Here is a 19,774-nt window from a genome sequence, read left to right on the forward strand (position 1 = left end):
AAGATAATTATAATTATGTTTAACCTATCTATATTTAAAGAAAGGTTATAATCCTGTATTAAATATTATTAAGGATTATTATGGATTTTAGATATATAGGAAATAGTGGACTTAGAGTTTCTTCTATTTGTATGGGAACTATGACTTTTGGTTCTAGTACATCAAAAAAAGAAGCTTTTAAGATTTTAGATAAAGCATACGATAGTGGAATAAATTTTTATGATACAGCAGAGATTTATCCAGTACCTCCTAAAAAAAGTTATGAAGGTACTACTGAAAAAATTGTAGGTGAATGGTTAAAGACAAAAGATAGAGATTCAATCATTTTAGCATCAAAAGTAAGTGGAGCAGCAGCTGGTTGGTTTGTTCCACCTACAAGACATGGCTTAACTTCAATTGATTCTTTTCATATAAAAAAAGCTATTGAAGGAAGTTTGAAAAGATTAGATACAGATTATTTAGATCTTTATCAAATGCACTGGCCAGATCCAATTGTACCAATTGAAGAGTCATTAAGAGCTTTTGATGATTTAGTAAAAGAGGGTAAAGTAAGATATGTAGGAACTTCAAATGATTCTGCTTATGGACTTACAAAAGCAAATGAAACTTCTAAAAATAAAAATTTGACAAGATTTCAATCAATTCAAAATAACTTCTCATTATTAAATCCTAGATTTTTAGATGAGCTTGCAACTGTTTGTAGAAATGAAAACATATCATTATTGCCTTATTCTCCAATAGGTGGAGGAGTATTATCTGGGAAATATAATAATAATTTCTATCCAGAAGATTCAAGATTTGCGGCATATGTAAATCATGCAAATCCAAGAGTTCAAGCACAAGCTTCTAGATTTGTTAATGCTAAAACACTTGAAGCTACAAATAAATATGAACTATTAGCAAAAGAATATGGTATCTCAACAGTTACTTTAGCTGTTGCTTATTCTAAGCATTTTGATTTTGTAGCTTCTACAATTATAGGTGCTAGAGTTTTATCACAACTTGATGATTCACTTGCAGCATTTAATTTTAAGATTGACGATGAATTAATGAAAAAAATTGAAGTAATTCAAAATGAAATTCTTTACCCTATGGGGTAAAGAAGTCATCTTAAAAATATTATTATAATTAGTGTTGATTCTATAGAATACGTTAAATAGGTCTTTTTAGGTTTATAATAAGTTATTTTATAAATAATTTAATAAATTTTTGCTATAATTATTACTATAAAATGTTACATGTTATTAATCGAATTGTATAAAGGTAAAATACGTTGAAAGATCAATTAAAATATATAAAAGAAATTAGAGTTTTGTATGTTGAAGATAATAAAGATACAAGAGAAGAAGTAGTTTATTTTTTAGAAAACAGAGTAAGTGAACTTTATGTTGCAAAAAATGGAGAAGAAGGATTTAAATTATATAAGGAAAAATCTCCTGATTTAGTTATTTCTGATATTCAAATGCCTAAGCTTGATGGTATTAGGATGAGTGAACTTATAAAAGAACATGATACTAATGCAAAAATTATTCTTCTTACTGCATTTAATGATAGTGAATATTTATTAAAAGCGATAAAATTACATATTGATAACTATGCGATTAAACCTTTAAATATTAAAGAGTTATTTTCGATTATGGCAAAAATGGCAAAAAATATTTTACTAGATAAAGAGAATAAAGATATTTATAATACTCTTAGTCAATATAAAGAAATTGTTGATGAGAGATCAATTGTTTTTAAAACTAATAAAGCTGGAATTATTACATATATAAATAAACCCTTTGAAAAGATTTCTGGTTATTTAAGTAGTGAGGTTGTTGGAAGAACACCTGATTTTTTAACTCATAAAGATATGGATACAAGTGTTTTTAAAAAAATGTGGCAACGTATTTTAGATAAAAAATCATGGTCAGGAATAGTTAAAAATAAAAAGAAAGATGGTGATTACTACATAATAGATATGATTGTAAAACCCATCTTAGATACAAATGGAGATATACAAGAATTTATCGCCTTAAGCAATGATATAACTGATTTAGAGAATTCAAAAGAATACTTTAAAAAACAAAGTATATTAGCATCATCAAATTTAGAAGAATCAATATTATTGGCTAAACTTTATGAAGAAGCGATTGATAAAAGTAATATAATCTTAAAAATAAATACAGATAAAAAAATAACATATGCAAATGAGGCTTTTTATACAGTTAGTGGTTATAATAAAGAAGAATTAATAGGAAAAGATTATTCAATAATTAGAAATAAAAATGTTCCTATATCCGATTATAAAAAGACTATTGATATGTTAGAATCACACCTTTCTTTAGGAAAAATTTGGAAAGGAAAAACAATAGATACAAAAAAAGATGGTTCTTTATTTTATTGTAATATAACAATTTATCCTATGACAAATAAAGAAGGAGAAATTGTAGAATATCTTGGAATCAGACATGATATTACTGAAATTAAAAATTTGCATAAAGAACTTGAACAGACTCAAAGAGAGATAGTTTATAAGCTTGGTGAAGTAGGAGAAACTAGAAGTAAAGAAACTGGAAATCATGTAAGAAGAGTTGCCGAGTATTCTAAATTATTAGCTTTAAAATATGGTCTTAGTAAAAAAGATGTTAATACATTATTTACAGCTTCACCTATGCACGATATAGGAAAAGTTGGTATTCCTGATGAGATATTAAATAAACCAGGAAGATTAACATCATCAGAATGGGATATAATGCGTACTCATTCAAAAATCGGTTATGATATTTTAAAGACTTCAAAAAGAGAAATACTACAAGCAGCAGCTTTAGTATCTTACACACATCATGAAAAATGGGATGGATCTGGCTATCCAAAAGGTCTAAAAGGTGATGAAATTCATATTTTTGGAAGAATAACTGCACTCGCAGATGTATTTGATGCTTTAGGAAGTGATAGATGTTATAAAAAAGCTTGGGAGATTGATAAAATATTAAAATATTTTAATAATCAATCGGGAAAACATTTTGATCCAAAATTAGTAGATATATTTATGAATAACTTAGAGGAATTTTTTGAGATTAGGGATTTATATAAAGATTAGAATGAAAAACTCAAGTATAAAAATAAAACTTATAATCATATTTATTCTAATTAAAATTGTTCCTTTATTAATTATTTCATATATTGCCTACAATGGTGTTAAAAAACTTGATGAATATCTTAATTCTAGTACTAGTTTTTTATTTAATCAAAGTAAAGATATTATATTAAATACTGCAAATGAATCAATAAATGATAGTGTTAAATTTCTAGACAAGAAGTCTCAATTATCACTTGAACGATTATCTTATGAAATTGCTAATAATATTGCTAGTTTTTTATATCAAAGAGATGAAGATATTTTATTTTTATCAAAATTGAAATTAAATCAAGATATTTTAGAAAGTTTTTACAATAGTAAAAAAAGAGATATTATTATTCATCAAGATTACACTTTTGATAGAAAAACAAATAAATGGATTGAAACAAAATCAAAAATTAAAAAAACTTATGAAGAAGCTAGTAAAGCGGAATTAAGTGATAATGAAAGAGAATTTAATCTTACAAATCCTTCAAATCTAAAGACAAGTAAAATACCAATATATAAAGAAATATCATATTTTGATTTAAATGGAAATGAGATATATAAAGTATCTAAAATAGATAAAAATCTAAAAAATATATCAAAAAAAGAAAATACATATGTTAATTCAGAAAACTACTTCAAAGAATTGAGTTCTTTAAAAAATGGACAAATATATGTTTCTAATGTAATTGGTGAATATGTAGGAAGCAAAATAATTGGAACTTTTACAGAAGAAAAGGCTAAAGAAATAGCAATTGATTTTAAACCTGAAGAACATGCTTATTCAGGTAAAGAAAATCCAGTGGGAAAAAAGTTTGCAGGTATTATTAGATTTATAACTCCTATTTATGAAGAGAATAAAAAAGTTGGATATATATCATTAGCTTTGGATCATGAGCATATTATGCAATTTACGGATACTTCAAATCCAACTAGTAAAAATGCTAAACAAGATATTGCCGATGCTAGTGATGGTAACTATGCTTTTATGTGGGATAGTAAAGGTAGAAATATTTCTCATCCAAGGGATCATTCCATAGTCGGATATGATAAAAATACAGGAAAACAAGTAATTCCTTGGTTAAGTCAAAAACTTGCCCAAAAGATTGAAGAATCAAAAGAAGATCCAATAGATTTTTTAAATAAATATCCAATATTTAAAGATCAATCATTAAGTAATAAACCAAATATGAAGCAAGTGATAAATGATGGAAATGTTGGTCTAGACTGTAGATATTTGAACTTTGCACCACAATGTCAGGGTTGGATGCAACTTACAAGAGATGGGGGATATGGATCTTTTATAATATTATGGACTAATGTATGGAAACTTACTACAGCTGCTTCTATTCCGTATTTTACAGGACAATATAATAGTAAAAGAGGTTTCGGATTTGTAACAATTGGTGCAAATGTAGATGAATTTCATTCCGCTGCAAATGCTACTAGAGAAAATATAAATAAAATATTAAAGCACCAAACAGAAAATATAGAAGTAATTGTTAAAAATAATAAATTTGAAATAGATAAATTTATAAACAATTTAATTAATGAGTTAACATTTGTAACTGCATTGATGATTCTTCTGATTATTGTTATTGCACTATGGTTATCTAATTATATTAGTAGAAAAATAGAAAAACTTCTTTTAGGTACTAATAAATTTTCTAATAATGAATTGGATTATAGAATTGAAGTATCTTCTGATGACGAGATTGGCAGATTAGAAAAATCTTTTAATAATATGGCTATTAAAATAGAAAATCTAATTAAAGATGAAAAACAACTAAATGAAACATTAGAACAAAAAGTTAAAGATGGAATAACAAAAGCAAGACATCAAGAACAACTATTAATACAACAATCAAGGTTAGCTTCATTGGGAGAAATGATAGGAAATATAGCTCACCAATGGAGACAACCTTTAAATGCATTAAGTTTAATAATTCAAAATATACAATTTGCATATTATTGTAATGAACTAGACGATAAGTTTATCGATAAATCAGTAAAAAAAGCAAATTTATTAACAGAAAATATGTCTAAAACTATTGATGATTTTAGAAACTTTTTTAAACCTAATAAAGTAAAAAAAATATTTAACCTAAATAGTTCAATAAATAAATCTATAGATTTATTAAATACATCTTTTATGAATAAAAATATAGAAATAGTAAAGAAATTTGATAATGAAAATATAGAAATTCTAGGATACTCAAATGAGTTTTCTCAAGTAATTATTAATATTTTAAATAACTCTAAAGATGCTTTTTCAGAAAGTAATATTGATAATAAAAAAATTACTGTGCATACATATATAAAAGATACTTCAGTTTTTATTGAAATTAGTGACAATGCTACAGGAATAAAAGAAGAATTAATGGAAAAAGTTTTTGACCCTTATTTTACTACAAAAGAAGAAGGTCAAGGTATTGGTATTGGTTTGTATATGAGTAAAACTATTATTGAGAAAAATATGAATAGTAAGTTAAATGTTTTTAATAATAAAAACAATGGAGCATCTTTCATCTTAGAACTTCCTCATTTAAGTAAAAAGTAATAATTATTATTTTCTATTTTTATTAGAAAAAATTATAAATGTTTTTAATGATTCTTGTTGTATAATTGGTAAAATATATACAAAGGGTCATTATTATGATGAGTACAAGTCTTTCAAAAAAATTTACAATAGTTACAATTATTGTAACTATTATAATGTTATTTATAGGATATTTTGTTTTAAATAAATATAAAAATGATTTAAAAGATGAAGTTTACTCAAACTTAAATATTGAGTTGAATTATATCGCAGAGCAAAAGCTTAGTTCTAAATTTGATGTTGGTATATCAAATGCAATATCAATAGCAAATGATAGTTCAATACAAAATTCTTTATCTTTAAATGATAGAAACCTTGCAATTAAAGCTTTAGAATCATTATCAAAAAACATGAAAAAGAATACACCTTTTAATAATATAAAAGTGCATATTCATACAAAAGATAACAAATCTTTTTTAAGATCTTGGAAAGATGGAAGATTTGGTGATGATTTAAGTTCTTTTAGAGCAAGTGTTGTAAAAGTAAACAAAACAATAAGTTCTATAAATACATTTGAAGTAGGAAATGCTGGACTTAGTATCAGATCTGTTGTTCCTATTATTGATCATGATAATAATCACTTGGGGTCATTAGAATTTATGCAAGGTGTTAATTCTGTTGCAAAATCCTTTGATAAAATAGGAGATAGCTTTTTTTTATTAATGGATAGTTCACTAGTTGTTGTAAAAGCTGATGAAAAATATAAACTTGGTAAATATATTATTTCTCAAAAGTTTATAAATGAAGAAGTTTTAAATGATTTAAAAAACGTTGATATTGAAAAATTAATTAATAATAAATATTTAATCAATGATAAATACTTCTACTCATTTATTGATATAAAAGACTTTAATGGTAAAAAACTAGGAATTGCATTAACTTCTAGAAGTATTGAAAAAGTAGAAGTTGCTACAAATAATGCTTATACAATTATTTGGGCAGCATTAATACTATTAGTCGTATCTCTACTTGTAACAACGATAATTTCTTTAATAAATATGAAAAGAAATATTATTGCACCTATTTTAAGTCTTAAAGATTCAATTGATGATATTAAAAATAATAGTACATTAGATGCAAGTAGAATAGAGATAAAATCAAAAGATGAAATAGGTGACGTTGTTCAAAGTTTTAATGAATATTTAGATTCTATTGCACAAGGACAAGAAGAAGATAAAATTGTTATTGATGAATCTAGAATGATTATTGGAAAAGTTAATGCTGGATTATTAAATGACAGAATTAAAAATATTGGACATTCAGTAGAAGTTAATTTACTTGTTGGTGAAATTAATAATATGATTACACGAATGCAATCTAACTTGACAGAACTTTCAGATGTTTTAGTGGCACTTTCAAATGCAAAGTATGACCATCCAATTCCTAAAATTGAGGGACTTACAGGTTTAATAGCATCTTTATTTAGTGGTACAAAAGTTACTCAAACAACAATTAATGAAGTAATGTGTTTAATTGATCAATCAAATGAAGAACTTACAAATAGTGCAAGTGAATTATCAAATGCTTCAAAAAAATTAAGTGATTCTTCAAATGCACAAGCTGCTTCATTAGAACAAACAGCAGCGGCAATAGAAGAGATATCAGCAACGATTGATAAAAGTAGTCAAAGCGCTGCAAAAATGGCTTTATATGCACAAAATGTAACTAAGTCAAATGAATCAGGAAAAACTTTAGCTTATAAAACATCAGAATCAATGGAGCAATTAAGTGTAGAAGTAAATACTATTCATGAATCTATTTCTATAATTGATCAAATAGCATTCCAGACTAATATTCTTTCACTAAATGCAGCCGTTGAAGCAGCAACAGCTGGAGAAGCTGGAAAAGGATTTGCTGTTGTTGCTGCTGAAGTTAGAAATCTAGCAAGTAGATCAGCAGAAGCTGCTAAAGAGATTAAGGATTTAGTAGAAAGTGCAACATTAAAAGCAAAAGAAGGAAAGACAATTACTAATAAAATGATTAGTGGTTATAATGAATTAAATGAGAATATTGCAGTAACTATTGACTTAATTGATGATGTTGCTACTGCATCAAAAGAACAACAACTAGCAATGGCTCAGATTAATGATACTGTCAATTCTTTAGATCAAGCAACACAACAAAATGCATCATTAGCTTCTAATATTAGTGATATGGCAGTTGTAACTACATCTCTAGCTGTACAATTACAAAGTGCAGTAAATAAAACATCTATTGATAAAAGTGCAAAAGCAAGAATTTGTGATACAGATATGATTTTTGATGTAAATAAATTAAAATCTGATCATATTGTATTTAAAAATGTAAACTTCTCAGAATGCAAATCAAATCATAAATTTACAGTTGGAAATCAACACGAATGTAATCTTGGAAAATGGATAGATGCAAATAAAGATAAAGAATTTGCTAAGAGCAATGAATGGCAAGAATTATTAGTTGCACATGAAAAAGTTCATACTATGGTTCAAGATACTGTTGATTTATACGCTCAAGATTATGATAATGAACAAATATTTGCAGTAACAGAAAACATTGAAAAGAACATTGAAATAGTATTTGATTTATTAAATAAAGTTAGAGAGATTAATTGCAAGAAATAGAATTGTTATTTTAGTAAGATAGCAAAAAGCTATTATGAACTAGTTTTTTGCTATAGTTCGGCTAAATTAAGAAGGAAGTAGATGTTTAAAATTTATGCAATAAAGAATTTATTTTTTAAAAATATAATATTAACTATTCTTTTTGCTATTTTAATCACTGTGATTACTTCCATAATAAACTATAATATTAAATATTTAGAACTTAATGAACAAGTAAAAAAAGATATACAATTTGATTTAAATGAAATTGAATTCTCAACTAAAAATTATTTTGATAATATTGAAGACATAATTAGCTCAATCTTAAAGAATGATATTTTTACTAATTATCTTATCAATAAATCTAATAATAAAGAAATTGTTTCAGATTTATTTAAAGGTTTGATACAAAGTCATAAAAATATTTTTCAACTAAGATTTATTGATGCTAAGGGCTTTGAAAAAATTAAATTAGTAAAAGAAAGAAATTCTGAAATAATTTATAAAGTAGATGAAAAAAGTTTACAAAACAAATCAAATAGGTATTACTTTAAAGATACAGTAAACAATAAAGATGGGAACTATTTTTATTCGCAATTAGATTTAAATATTGAAAATAAAAAAATAGAAAAACCAATAAGACCAACAATGAGAATATCAAGTAATATATTCCATAAGGGTATTTTTTATGGAATAATTATTGCTAATGTTGATATGGAAAAATTATTAAGTCAAATCAAAAATAACAATAACTTTAATGTTTATATGATAGATAAGTCTGGAAATTTTATAATACATCCTAACAGCAAAAAAGCATGGAATAAGTATTTAAATAATGGAAATACAATTTTCACTGAATTTAACTTACCTACTACTTCTATTAAAGAAAATAATATAGGAGAAGATAAATACATCTTCTCTTTAGAAAATTATTTTAAAAATAATGAAGATATAAAATTAATTTTTGAAATTCAAAATAAATACTTAGATGATGTAAAAAATACTAATTTAAAACACATATTAATTTTAGCTCTTTCAGTATTAATTGTTTCTATCATTTTAGGCTTAATTATTTCTATTCCTATGTCAAAGATTTATATAAATTTTAATAAATTATACAAACAAAACCTTAGGTTTATGAGTATTATTAACTCTTATGTAATAACAATGACGGTTGGATTAGATAAAAAGATATTAGATGTAAGTGATGCATTATGTGATTTAAGTAAATATAAAAAAGAAAAATTGATAGGAGAAAAAATATCAATTTTTAATACTGATAAAACTAATCCAACTTTATATAAAGAAATACTTGGACAAATAATAAATGGAAATATTTGGGAAGGTGAAATAAAAGAGAAGTCAAAAGATAATACTTATTATTGGTTAAAATCTACAATTCTTCCAAACTTTGATGAACATAAAAAGATAATAAGTTTTACTTCTATTAGTGAAAATATTACAGATAAAAAAACAATTGAAATTTTATCACAAACAGATAAATTAACACAATTATCAAATAGACATAAAATGGATGAATGTCTTATAAGTGAGTTTGATAGATTTAAAAGAGCTAAGACTCCCTTTTCAATTTTACTAATTGATGTTGATAAATTTAAAGAAGTAAATGATAATTATGGACATCAAGTAGGGGATATTATACTAATAGAATTATCAAAGATACTAAAAGAAAATTCAAGAAAGATTGATATTGTTGGAAGATGGGGTGGCGAAGAATTTTTAATAATCTGTACTAATACAAATAAATCAGGTGCTATTATCTATGCAGAAAAGATAAGAAAAAAAGTAGAAGAATTTAATTTTCCACATATTCAAAATAAAACTATAAGTATAGGTGTATCTGAAATATCAGAAAATGACACTCTTTCTTTATTAATAAAAAGAGCTGATGATAATCTTTATTTAGCTAAAAAAGAAGGAAGAAATAAAATAGTTTCATAGTTTAATCAATTAAATTAATAAGGAAAGTTTGAGTGAAAGTAAGAGTCTATTATGAAGATACAGATGTTGGTGGAGTTGTTTATTATGCAAATTATTTAAAATTCTGTGAACGGGCAAGAAGCAATATTTTTTTTGAAAAAGGTATGTCTCCACATAACAGTGATGAGTTTTTTGTAGTTAAACATGTAGAGGCTGATTATATTAAATCGGCTGTTTTTGCAGACGAATTGGAGATTACTTGCGAGCTTATTGAAAAAAGAGCTGCTTCAATTACAATGTATCAAGAGGTTTTAAGAGATGGTGAAGTTTTATTTACTGGTAAATTTAAACTTGCGTATCTTAAAGATTTCAAACCACATAGAATACCAAAGGAATTAATAAATGTCTTTTCTTAAAATATCATTGCTATTTATTATTTTATCATTTAATCTTTATGGAAAAGATAATAGAATAAATAATCTAATTAATGTAAATGAAGTTTACTTTTTACCTAAAGAAGCAGATAAAACAAAGGATAATATCCTATCTTTGATAAAAAATTCTAAAAAAAGTATTTCAATAGCAATGTATAATTTTTCTTATAAAAAGTTTGCAAAACAGTTAGTTGATTCTTCAAATAATGGTGTTGATATTAAAATAATATTAGATAAATCTAAAGTTAAGAAAGATGATGAATTATACAAATATTTAAAGAAAAATGAAATAAATGTAAAAATAGCTGATAAAAAACTTCATACAAAAGTTGCTATTTTTGATGAAAAAATTGCAGTTCTTGGTAGTATAAATTGGACAAAAAAATCCTTCAAAGACAACTATGAAGTTGTACTTTTTACAAGAGATAAAAAGATAATAGATAAAATGTTAAACTTCATAAATGAATTTTAATTTATAAGTATAAACATAGTTAAATAATAAATGCTATAATTTTTACTGAAATTCAAGTAAAATTATAGTAATATCTAATTTAAAATTAGAGATTAAAAAAGGATTATTTAGTGTTAGAATTGTTTGTTATTGCATATTGTTTATACTTTTTATTTAATATATACACTTCGTTTATGCAAGTTGATTTTGTTAAAAAAGCAAAAGATTTACAGCCTATTATTTTAGAGGAATCAAAATATAAAGTTGCGGCTAATTATTCAATTGAGAAAGAAAAAATTTCAATATTATCTACTTTTTATGACTTCTTAATATTTATGATGTGGATAAGCTTTGGTTTATCAGCCTTAGATTCTCTTATTACAGTAGAAGCATTTTGGTTAAAAGCAATATTGTTTGTAAACTCATTTATTATTATCAATTGGTTTTTAACATTGCCTTTTGAATTATACTCAACATTTAAATTAGATAAAAAATATGGGTTTTCTAATATGACAGTTGATTTATATATCAAAGATACGATTAAAACAGGAGCTTTATTTTTAATTTTAGGTTCAATTGTGATTGCAGGAATTGCTTTTATTATTGAGTCCTTCCCTGCATGGTGGATTTGGGGCTTTGTTTTTATCTTTGGAATTATTATCTTAATCAATATGCTTTATCCTGTAATTAGAGATAAAATGTTTGATAAGTTTGAAAAGTTAAAAGATAAAGAACTTGAAGGAAAAATTGAAAAACTTTTAGATGAAGTTGGCTTTAAAAGTTCAGGAGTATTTTCAGTTGATGCAAGTAAACGAGATAATAGATTAAATGCTTACTTTGGTGGTTTGGGAAGTACAAAAAGAGTTGTTTTATTTGATACATTAGTTGAAAAACTTTCGCATAATGAATTGTTAGCTGTTTTAGGACATGAATTAGGACATTTTAAAAATGGTGATATTATTAAAAATATTGGTATTATGGGACTTGTTATGTTTGTGTTTTTTGCTATTTTTGGTAACTTACCTGAAGAGTTGTTTTTAGGTTTATCTTTAAATCAAGAAGCTTCTTCGATTATTGTTGTATTTCTAATATTTTCACCAATTTTATCATTTTTCTTAATGCCTTTAATATCGCTTATCTCAAGACATAACGAATACGCAGCAGATGAGTTTGGTTCAAACTTATCTTCAAAAGATGATTTAGTAAATGCTTTATTAAAATTAGCAAATGAAAATAAATCTTTTCCTTTAGCTCATCCAATATATATTTTCTTTTATTATTCACATCCTCCTTTAACTGAAAGATTTAAAGAATTAGGTTATGATGTAAAGAATAATAATTCAAATGAAGCTTTAAAACAGGAGTTTAATTATGATGAATAATGGTTTAATTGAAGTTAGTTATATAACTTTAATAGTTTCAGTAATTGGTATCTTATCTGGTTTATTAATTATCTTACAGTTTTCAAGACAGAAGTACGAAAGTAAATTAAATAGTCTTCAAGATGAAGCTTTATTAAAATTAAAAGCTTTAAATGAAAAAATTGAATTAAATCATAGTTCTTATGAAGGACAAATCAATACTTTAAATACTTCTAATAGAAAGCTTGAAGAAGAAAAAAAATTAATTAAAGAAAGTTTAGAAGATAAATTAAGAACTTTAGAAAAACACACTGATGAAACTTTGGATAATATTACTGCTAATTATGAGTTGAAGTTATCTAGTCAAGAAAAAATGTCAAAAACAAAAGAAGAAAATCTTAATGAAAGAATCGCTTTATTAGAGGAATCAAAAGTTCAAATGAAAGTAGAGTTTGAAAACTTAGCAAACAAACTTTTTGACGAAAACCAAAAGAAATCAAATCTTAATTTAACTCAAGTATTAACTTCATTTAAAGACCAGTTAGAATCATTTGGTAAAAGAGCTAATGATATTTATAGTGAAGAAACTAAACAAAGAACTTCTTTATTAACAGAAATTAAAACTTTAAAAGATTTAAATAATCAAATATCTGCAGATGCAATTAACTTAACTAAAGCCTTAAAAGGTGAAAACAAAACTCAAGGTGATTGGGGTGAAATGATTTTATCTTCAATTCTTGATCAAACAGGACTTAGAGAAGGTAAAGAGTATGATACTCAAGGTTCATATACAGATAAAGATGGAAAAGTATTAAGACCTGATGTAATTGTACATCTTCCATCTCAAAAAGATATTATTATAGATTCAAAAGTATCTTTAAACTCATATTTATCACATACTAAAACTGATGATAAAGCTAAAAAAGAAATAGCTGCAAAAGAGCTTATCAAATCAATTACAAGTCATATAAAAGGTTTGAGTTCTAAAAAATACGAAGATATTGAGGGTGTTAAAACATTAGATTTTGTTTTAATGTTTGTACCAATTGAAGGTGCTTTTCTCTTAGCTTCAAATGAAGATAAAAACTTATTTAAAATGGCATTTGATCATAATATTATGATTGTATCTCCTTCAACTTTATTTGTTACGTTAAGAACTATTGAAAATATTTGGAGAAATGAACATCAAAATGAAAATGCAGAAATTATTGCTAAAAAAGCTGCAGATTTATATGATAAATTTTATGGTTTTATAAAAGATATTGAAGAAATTGGTTTAAATATCAATAAAACACAAAAAGCTTACAACAGTGCATTTTCAAAATTATCAACAGGTAATGGAAATCTTATGAAAAGATCAGAAGAATTCTTAGAACTTGGAGTTAAACCTAAAAAACAAATAAATACTAAAAATATAAGTATGGAGTAGAATATGGAATTAGCTATTGATTTTGCAAATAATTTTTTAATATTATTAGATGCAATGGCTATTTATATTCTAATTGGTCTTCTAATTGCTGGAATATTAAAACAATTAGTTCCTAATGATTTTGTCTTAAAACATTTAGGAAAAGGCTCTATTTCTTCAGTTTTAAAAGCTACATTATTTGGTATACCTCTTCCTGTTTGTTCTTGTTCTGTTATTCCTTTAGCTCAAAGTTTGAGAAAAGAGGGTGCTAGTAAAGGTGCAGTTCAAAGTTTTCTTATTTCAACGCCAATTACAGGTGTTGATTCTATTCTTGCAACATTTTCTTTTTTTGGATTAATCTTTACAATTTTTAGAGTTATCTCTTCAATTATCATTGCAATTATTGTAGGTTTAGTTCAAAACTTTGTTGAAAAAGAAAACCCTTCTGATATGAAAGATACTGTAGTTGTAGAATCATGTTGTAGTGAGACTTCATGTTCTAGTACTTCAACTTCAGAAACTAAAAAGAAAAAGTTTTCTTTTAAAAGTGCCTTTTCTTATGCTTATGTAACTTTATTTATTGATATGGTAAAACCTTTATTTATTGGGTTACTTTTAGGTGCATTATTTACTACTTTTATACCAAAAGATTATGCTTTAATGCTTTTTGAAAATCAAATTCTTACATATTTTGTAATACTGATTTTTGCAATGCCATTATATGTTTGTGCTACAGCATCACTTCCAATTGCAGCTGCATTTATACTTCAAGGTATGAGTGGAGGAGCTGCTTTTATATTTTTAACAGCAGGTCCTGCAACTAGTGCTATTACGATGAGTGTTGTTTATAAAACACTTGGAAAAAAAGCTTTAATTGTGTATGTATCTACAATTGCTATTTTATCTTTTGTATTTGCTTTTATATATGATTTTTTCTTTGAAGATATTAATATAATTAACTTTATAAATAGTATGGAACACTCTTCTATATACTCGCAAATAGCTTCATTTATAATGCTCTCTTTAATGTCATACTATTTAATAAAACCTAGATTATATAGACAAGATAAAAAGAATGAAAAGATAGATAAATCTAATAACAAAATAGATTTTAATAAAATGACTTTTAAAACAAAAAAATAAAATTTAAGGTGTAAGATGAAGTGGGAAGATAATAGACGTAGTTCAAATGTAGAAGATAAAAGAGGCGAGTCAGGAATGAATTTTGGTTCAAACCAAAAAGGTTCAATGATGATGCTTCTTCCTATTATAAAAATGTTAATAGGTACAAAAATAGGAAGAATAGTCTTAGGTATTGGTGTTATTGCATATTTTATGGGATATAATCCACTTACACTTTTAAGCCTTGGGGAAACTTCAAATGCTTCTTCAACTCAAGTTATAAACAGTGAAAAAGATGATAAAAATGCACAATTTGTAAGTGCTGTTTTAGCTCAAACTGAAGATATTTGGACTGAAGTATTTAAAAAACATGGAGCTATTTATAAACAACCTAAACTAGTTTTATTTAGAAATTCTGTAAAAAGCGCTTGTGGTTCTGCCTCATCTGCTACTGGACCTTTTTATTGTCCAAGTGATCAAAAAGTATATTTAGATTTGTCTTTTTTTGATGAACTAGCAAAAAGACATGATGCTCCTGGAGATTTTGCACAAGCTTATGTAATAGCTCATGAAATTGGACATCATGTACAAAATATTACCGGAACTATTAATAAAGTTCATAAAGCAAAACAAGGTGCTAGCCAAAAAGCTGCAAATGCTTTACAAGTAAAAGTTGAACTTCAAGCAGATTGTTATTCTGGTATTTGGGCTCATTATAGTAAAAAGAATTTTGACTCTTTAGAAGAAGGTGATAAAGAAGAAGCTTTAAGAGCAGCAAGTGCAATTGGAGATGATACTTTACAAAAGCAGGGACAAGGTTATGTTGTTCCTGATTCATTTACTCATGGTTCTTCAAAAGATCGAATGACATGGTTTAACACTGGTTTTACAACAGGCTCTTTAAGTGCTTGTAATACATTTATAAATTAAAATATTTAATAAAGATATATTACTTTAATTGATTTAAAAGTAATATATCTACTAAATCTCCATCTTTAATATCTTTGCTATCTTCTTTTTGAATTAAAATTGCAGGATTTTCAAGCATATTTGTTAAAATTGCACTTGTTCCTTTTTTCTTTCCATCAAAATTAATAGTATATTCATTATTTATATACTCAACATTACAAGCAGTAAATACAGTTTTTGGCATTCTTCTTGGGAAGGCTTCAGTTATTCTAGCTTTTACTATTGGTAAAGATTCATTTGCTTCTCTAAATCTATAAATCAAAGGAAGTACATATAAAATCGCACACACAGTTGAAGAGTATGCAAAACCAGGAAGTGCAATAATAGTTTTTCCATCTTTAATAGCAACAAGTATATGCATTCCAGGTTTAATAGTAACACCATGAAATAATACTTCAGCATTTAATTTATCTTTAATTACATCTTGAACAAAATCATAATCGCCAACAGAAACTCCACCAGTTGTTACAACTATATCAGCTTTTTGTAAAGCTGTTTCAAGTAAGTTTGTAATTGATTCTATATCATCTTCAACTATTCCCATTTGAAGTGTATTTGCACCATTCTTTTTACATAAGGCTTCAATTGTTAAATGATTTGAACTTCTAATTTGTGATGCATTAGTTTGTATTTCACCTAAATCAAGTATTTCACTACCTGTACTTGCAATTGCAACTGTAGGGTTAACTATTACGTTTATTTGTGCAATATTTAATGAAGCTAATACTCCAACTTCAGCAAAACCTATAACAGTACCTTTTTTAATTAGTACTTCATCTTTTGCATAATTTTCGCCAATATCTCTAGTCGCAAAACCAAAAGGAACTGCTTTTATAATTTTAATAGATTCACCATTTACTTCAACATTTTCAATAGGAACTAAAGTATCACTTCCTTCTGGCATTAGTGATCCTGTAAAAGTTTTTATACAAACACCAGAACAAACTACAGATTCTACAACACTTCCAGCTGGATTCTTATCTATTATATTAATATTTTGACTATTCATATCTTCAAATCTTATAGCATATCCATCCATTGCTGAAGTTGGTAATTCGGGGCTATTATGATCTGCTATCACATCATTTGCAATAACTTTTCCAATGGCATCAATGATAAAAAGTTTTTGAGTAGTTGGTTTATTTAGTTTTATATTTTTTAATATTTCTATTGATTTATCATAGTTTATAAATTCTCTCATGATTTTTCCTAATTATTTTGAATTCTTTGTAATATACTCTTTATACTTTAAAGCAGTATTATAACTTACTTGGGCCTCTTTTGCAACTGAATAAATTGTTATTTTTTGATTAAACATTCTCATCATATTTACAGAAGCTTCTATTTTTTTCTTTGCAACTTCTTGTCTTGTTTTTGTTGCTTTCTTTGTAGCATTTGTTTTCTTTTCAGTTATGCTTTTATGGTATTTTTCTTCTTCATGATGAAGTTTCTTATATAGTTCAGCTTGTCCATGCTCTCTACATAATTCTTGTAAAACCTTCAACTCTTTTACTGATATTGTAATTCTGATTTTAAAAACCTTTTGATTATTTTAAGTTTGTTTTATATGGTTATATCCATATGAAATAGTTACTAATAACTATAAAAGATATTAATTATTATACATAATAATATTATGTATAATTTAAAGAATTAAAATTAATATACACTTAAGATTATGTAAATAATTATTTATTATATTTATAAACCATTATTTGTTGAAATAACATTTCTGCAAAACCTACAGGTAATTGAGGATTACTATTTTCTACAGAAATAATAATTTGTTTTATTTGATCTTCTGTCATATTATTTACTAAAGGAAAGATTGTCTGTGTAACTTTATCTCTAAATTCTTGTTCTTCTTCTTTTGTCATTTTATATCTCTTCTTATAGTTAGTTGTTTAATCTGGAATTATATAGTATTTATATAAAAGATTGGTAAAAAAACCATTATTTTTCACTTTTTTATGAGGATATTAAAAAAAGGTTTGTTATCATAATAAAGATAGTTGAAAAATAATAATTAAAAAGGCCACTTACTTGAAAATAAAAATTGCAACAGAAGATGAATTAAAATATTGTTATAAAATCATGCATCAAGTTAGAGAAGATTTATCTGAAAAAGATTTATCTAAAATCATTTCAGAACAAATTAAAAATGGTTATAAACTAGCATATGTTTTATTAGATGACCAAGTAATCTGTGTTGCTGGCTTTTCAATTTTACAAAAACTATCTTTAGGAAAACATTTATATATAGATGATTTTGTTACTGATAAAAGTGTAAGATCTACAGATGCAGGAAAAGCTTTATTAGATTTTCTTAAAATCTATGCTAAACAACAAGACTGCAAGTCAATAGAATTAGATTCATTAGTTCAAAGATATGATGCTCATAAATTTTACTTAAGTCAAGATATGAAAATAGTCTCTCATCATTTTAGTTTCCAATTATAATAAAATATTAGAAATAGATATTTGATAAACATTTAGATATAATTGCAAAAATTTCATATAGGATTTATAGATTGATTGAATTAAGTAAAAAAATATCTTCATTAGTAGGTAAAACTAATGCAGAATATGAGTTAATAAAAGAGGGTGATAAAATACTTATAGGCTTTTCTGGTGGAAAAGATTCTTTAACGTTATTACATACTCTAAATAGAATGAAAAAAGTAGCACGATATAATTTTGATTTTAAAGCAGTTACAGTTACATATGGAATGGGTGAGCAAGTACAGTTTTTAGCTGATCATTGTAAAGAACATGGAATTGAACATGAGATTATTGATACACAAATTTTTGAATTAGCTGGTGAAAAGATTAGAAAAAATTCTTCATTCTGTTCATTTTTCTCAAGAATGAGAAGAGGGTATTTATATACAGCAGCACTAGAGCAAGGATATAATAAAGTAGCTCTTGGTCATCACTTAGATGATGCAATGGAATCATTCTTTATGAACTTCTTTTACAATGGAACAATGCGTACAATGCCTCCTATATATAAAGCTGAAAATGGACTTGAAGTAATTCGTCCATTAATCTTTTGTAGAGAAAGACAATTAAGAGCATTTGCAGATAAAAATGAAATTAATGTAATTGGTGATGAAGCATGTCCAGGACTTAGATTTGATGTTAAAATGCCACATGCAAGAGCTACAACAAAAGAGTTATTAGCTAAATTAGAAGCAGATAATCCTCAAATATTTGTATCTATGAAAGCAGCATTCTCAAATTTCCAACCAGCAACTTTCTTCAAAAAAGAAGATTTAAATAGAATAATAGAAGATGAAGATTAAAAGATGAAAGTTTTAATCTCTTCTTGCCTTTTAGGTGAAGATGTAAGATATGATGGAAATAATTCATCAATTGCAATGGGTTCATCATTTACTTTTTCTCAAAAAGAAATATTTATGGATATTCTTTGTGACAATGAAATCTATTCATTCTGTCCAGAAGTTTCAGGAGGACTTGGAACACCTAGATTACCAGCTGAAATTGTAAGTACAACAAAGCCATTTAAAGTGGAAACAAATAATGAAGAAGATGTAACTATCCCTTTTTTAATTGGAGCTAAAAATGCACTTGATATATGTAAAGATGATGATATTAAAGTTGCACTTTTAAAATCAAAATCTCCATCATGTGGAAATATCGAAATATATGATGGAACATTTTCAAATACTTTAGTAGAAGGTCAAGGATTAACAGCTAGACTTTTAGATGAAAATGGAATTAAAGTGTTTAATGAAACACAATTAGAAGATTTAAAAAAATTTATAGAAACAAACTAAT

At 25.6% G+C, this 19,774-nt stretch carries 17 protein-coding genes; 14 read left to right on the forward strand and 3 right to left on the reverse strand.

Going from position 1 to position 19,774, the window contains the following annotated elements; all coding sequences use genetic code 11:
- The first annotated feature begins 80 nt into the window (after window positions 1–80).
- From KO488_RS08415 to KO488_RS08465, 11 genes are all read left to right on the forward strand, one after another.
- On the forward strand, window positions 81–1,100 hold the full coding sequence (locus KO488_RS08415; protein WP_216058360.1) for an aldo/keto reductase: 1,020 nt from the start codon (window positions 81–83) through the stop codon (window positions 1,098–1,100).
- Window positions 1,101–1,273: 173 nt separating this feature from the next.
- Window positions 1,274–3,085 (forward strand): HD domain-containing phosphohydrolase, encoded by a 1,812-nt coding sequence (locus KO488_RS08420; protein WP_216058361.1) that lies wholly within the window; start codon window positions 1,274–1,276, stop codon window positions 3,083–3,085.
- Complete coding sequence (locus KO488_RS08425; RefSeq protein WP_228319084.1) at window positions 3,057–5,669, forward strand: sensor histidine kinase; 2,613 nt, start codon at window positions 3,057–3,059, stop codon at window positions 5,667–5,669. Before KO488_RS08420 ends, KO488_RS08425 begins: the two co-directional genes overlap by 29 nt.
- A 95-nt stretch (window positions 5,670–5,764) precedes the next feature.
- Window positions 5,765–8,308, forward strand: a complete 2,544-nt coding sequence (locus KO488_RS08430; protein WP_216058362.1) for a methyl-accepting chemotaxis protein — start codon at window positions 5,765–5,767, stop codon at window positions 8,306–8,308.
- Window positions 8,309–8,389: 81 nt separating this feature from the next.
- The gene (locus KO488_RS08435) at window positions 8,390–10,249 is read left to right on the forward strand and encodes a GGDEF domain-containing protein (protein ID WP_216058363.1); all 1,860 of its coding nucleotides are present in this window, start codon (window positions 8,390–8,392) and stop codon (window positions 10,247–10,249) included.
- A 32-nt stretch (window positions 10,250–10,281) separates the two neighbouring features.
- On the forward strand, window positions 10,282–10,644 hold the full coding sequence (locus KO488_RS08440; protein ID WP_216058364.1) for a YbgC/FadM family acyl-CoA thioesterase: 363 nt from the start codon (window positions 10,282–10,284) through the stop codon (window positions 10,642–10,644).
- On the forward strand, window positions 10,631–11,134 hold the full coding sequence (locus KO488_RS08445; protein WP_228319085.1) for a phospholipase D-like domain-containing protein: 504 nt from the start codon (window positions 10,631–10,633) through the stop codon (window positions 11,132–11,134). The genes KO488_RS08440 and KO488_RS08445 overlap by 14 nt, the downstream gene beginning before the upstream one ends.
- Window positions 11,135–11,244: 110 nt before the next feature.
- A complete protein-coding gene (locus tag KO488_RS08450; RefSeq protein ID WP_216058365.1) occupies window positions 11,245–12,495 on the forward strand; it encodes a M48 family metallopeptidase in 1,251 nt (416 codons plus the stop codon).
- A complete protein-coding gene (gene rmuC / locus KO488_RS08455) occupies window positions 12,485–13,903 on the forward strand; it encodes a DNA recombination protein RmuC (protein WP_216058366.1) in 1,419 nt (472 codons plus the stop codon). The genes KO488_RS08450 and rmuC overlap by 11 nt, the downstream gene beginning before the upstream one ends.
- A 3-nt stretch (window positions 13,904–13,906) precedes the next feature.
- Window positions 13,907–15,025 carry an SO_0444 family Cu/Zn efflux transporter gene (locus KO488_RS08460; protein ID WP_216058367.1) on the forward strand — a complete coding sequence of 373 codons (1,119 nt, stop codon included), beginning with the start codon at window positions 13,907–13,909 and terminating at the stop codon, window positions 15,023–15,025.
- Between the two features lie 15 nt (window positions 15,026–15,040).
- Window positions 15,041–15,934 carry a neutral zinc metallopeptidase gene (locus tag KO488_RS08465; protein WP_216058368.1) on the forward strand — a complete coding sequence of 298 codons (894 nt, stop codon included), beginning with the start codon at window positions 15,041–15,043 and terminating at the stop codon, window positions 15,932–15,934.
- Between the two features lie 19 nt (window positions 15,935–15,953).
- Here KO488_RS08465 and KO488_RS08470 read toward each other — a convergent pair whose 3' ends face one another.
- The 3 genes from KO488_RS08470 to KO488_RS08480 all read right to left on the reverse strand — a co-directional run bounded on the left by KO488_RS08470 (window position 15,954) and on the right by KO488_RS08480 (window position 17,850).
- Window positions 15,954–17,174 carry a molybdopterin molybdotransferase MoeA gene (locus KO488_RS08470; protein WP_216058369.1) on the reverse strand — a complete coding sequence of 407 codons (1,221 nt, stop codon included), beginning with the start codon at window positions 17,172–17,174 and terminating at the stop codon, window positions 15,954–15,956.
- A gap of 12 nt (window positions 17,175–17,186) precedes the next feature.
- The gene (locus KO488_RS08475; RefSeq protein WP_216058370.1) at window positions 17,187–17,477 is read right to left on the reverse strand and encodes a hypothetical protein; all 291 of its coding nucleotides are present in this window, start codon (window positions 17,475–17,477) and stop codon (window positions 17,187–17,189) included.
- 184 nt (window positions 17,478–17,661) lie between these two features.
- Window positions 17,662–17,850, reverse strand: coding sequence for a hypothetical protein (locus KO488_RS08480; RefSeq protein WP_216058371.1), 189 nt, complete (start codon window positions 17,848–17,850; stop codon window positions 17,662–17,664).
- A 166-nt stretch (window positions 17,851–18,016) separates the two neighbouring features.
- Between KO488_RS08480 and KO488_RS08485 the strand changes: the two genes are divergently transcribed.
- The 3 genes from KO488_RS08485 (at window position 18,017) to KO488_RS08495 (ending at window position 19,773) form a co-directional block, all read left to right on the forward strand.
- Window positions 18,017–18,433 (forward strand): GNAT family N-acetyltransferase, encoded by a 417-nt coding sequence (locus KO488_RS08485; protein WP_216058372.1) that lies wholly within the window; start codon window positions 18,017–18,019, stop codon window positions 18,431–18,433.
- A 71-nt stretch (window positions 18,434–18,504) separates the two neighbouring features.
- Window positions 18,505–19,278, forward strand: coding sequence for a tRNA 2-thiocytidine biosynthesis TtcA family protein (locus KO488_RS08490; RefSeq protein WP_216058373.1), 774 nt, complete (start codon window positions 18,505–18,507; stop codon window positions 19,276–19,278).
- 3 nt (window positions 19,279–19,281) lie between these two features.
- Complete coding sequence (locus KO488_RS08495; RefSeq protein ID WP_216058374.1) at window positions 19,282–19,773, forward strand: DUF523 domain-containing protein; 492 nt, start codon at window positions 19,282–19,284, stop codon at window positions 19,771–19,773.
- The last annotated feature ends 1 nt before the right edge of the window (window position 19,774 follow it).

The organism is Poseidonibacter lekithochrous, from assembly GCF_018861145.1.
GTDB classification, from domain to species: domain Bacteria; phylum Campylobacterota; class Campylobacteria; order Campylobacterales; family Arcobacteraceae; genus Poseidonibacter; species Poseidonibacter lekithochrous_A.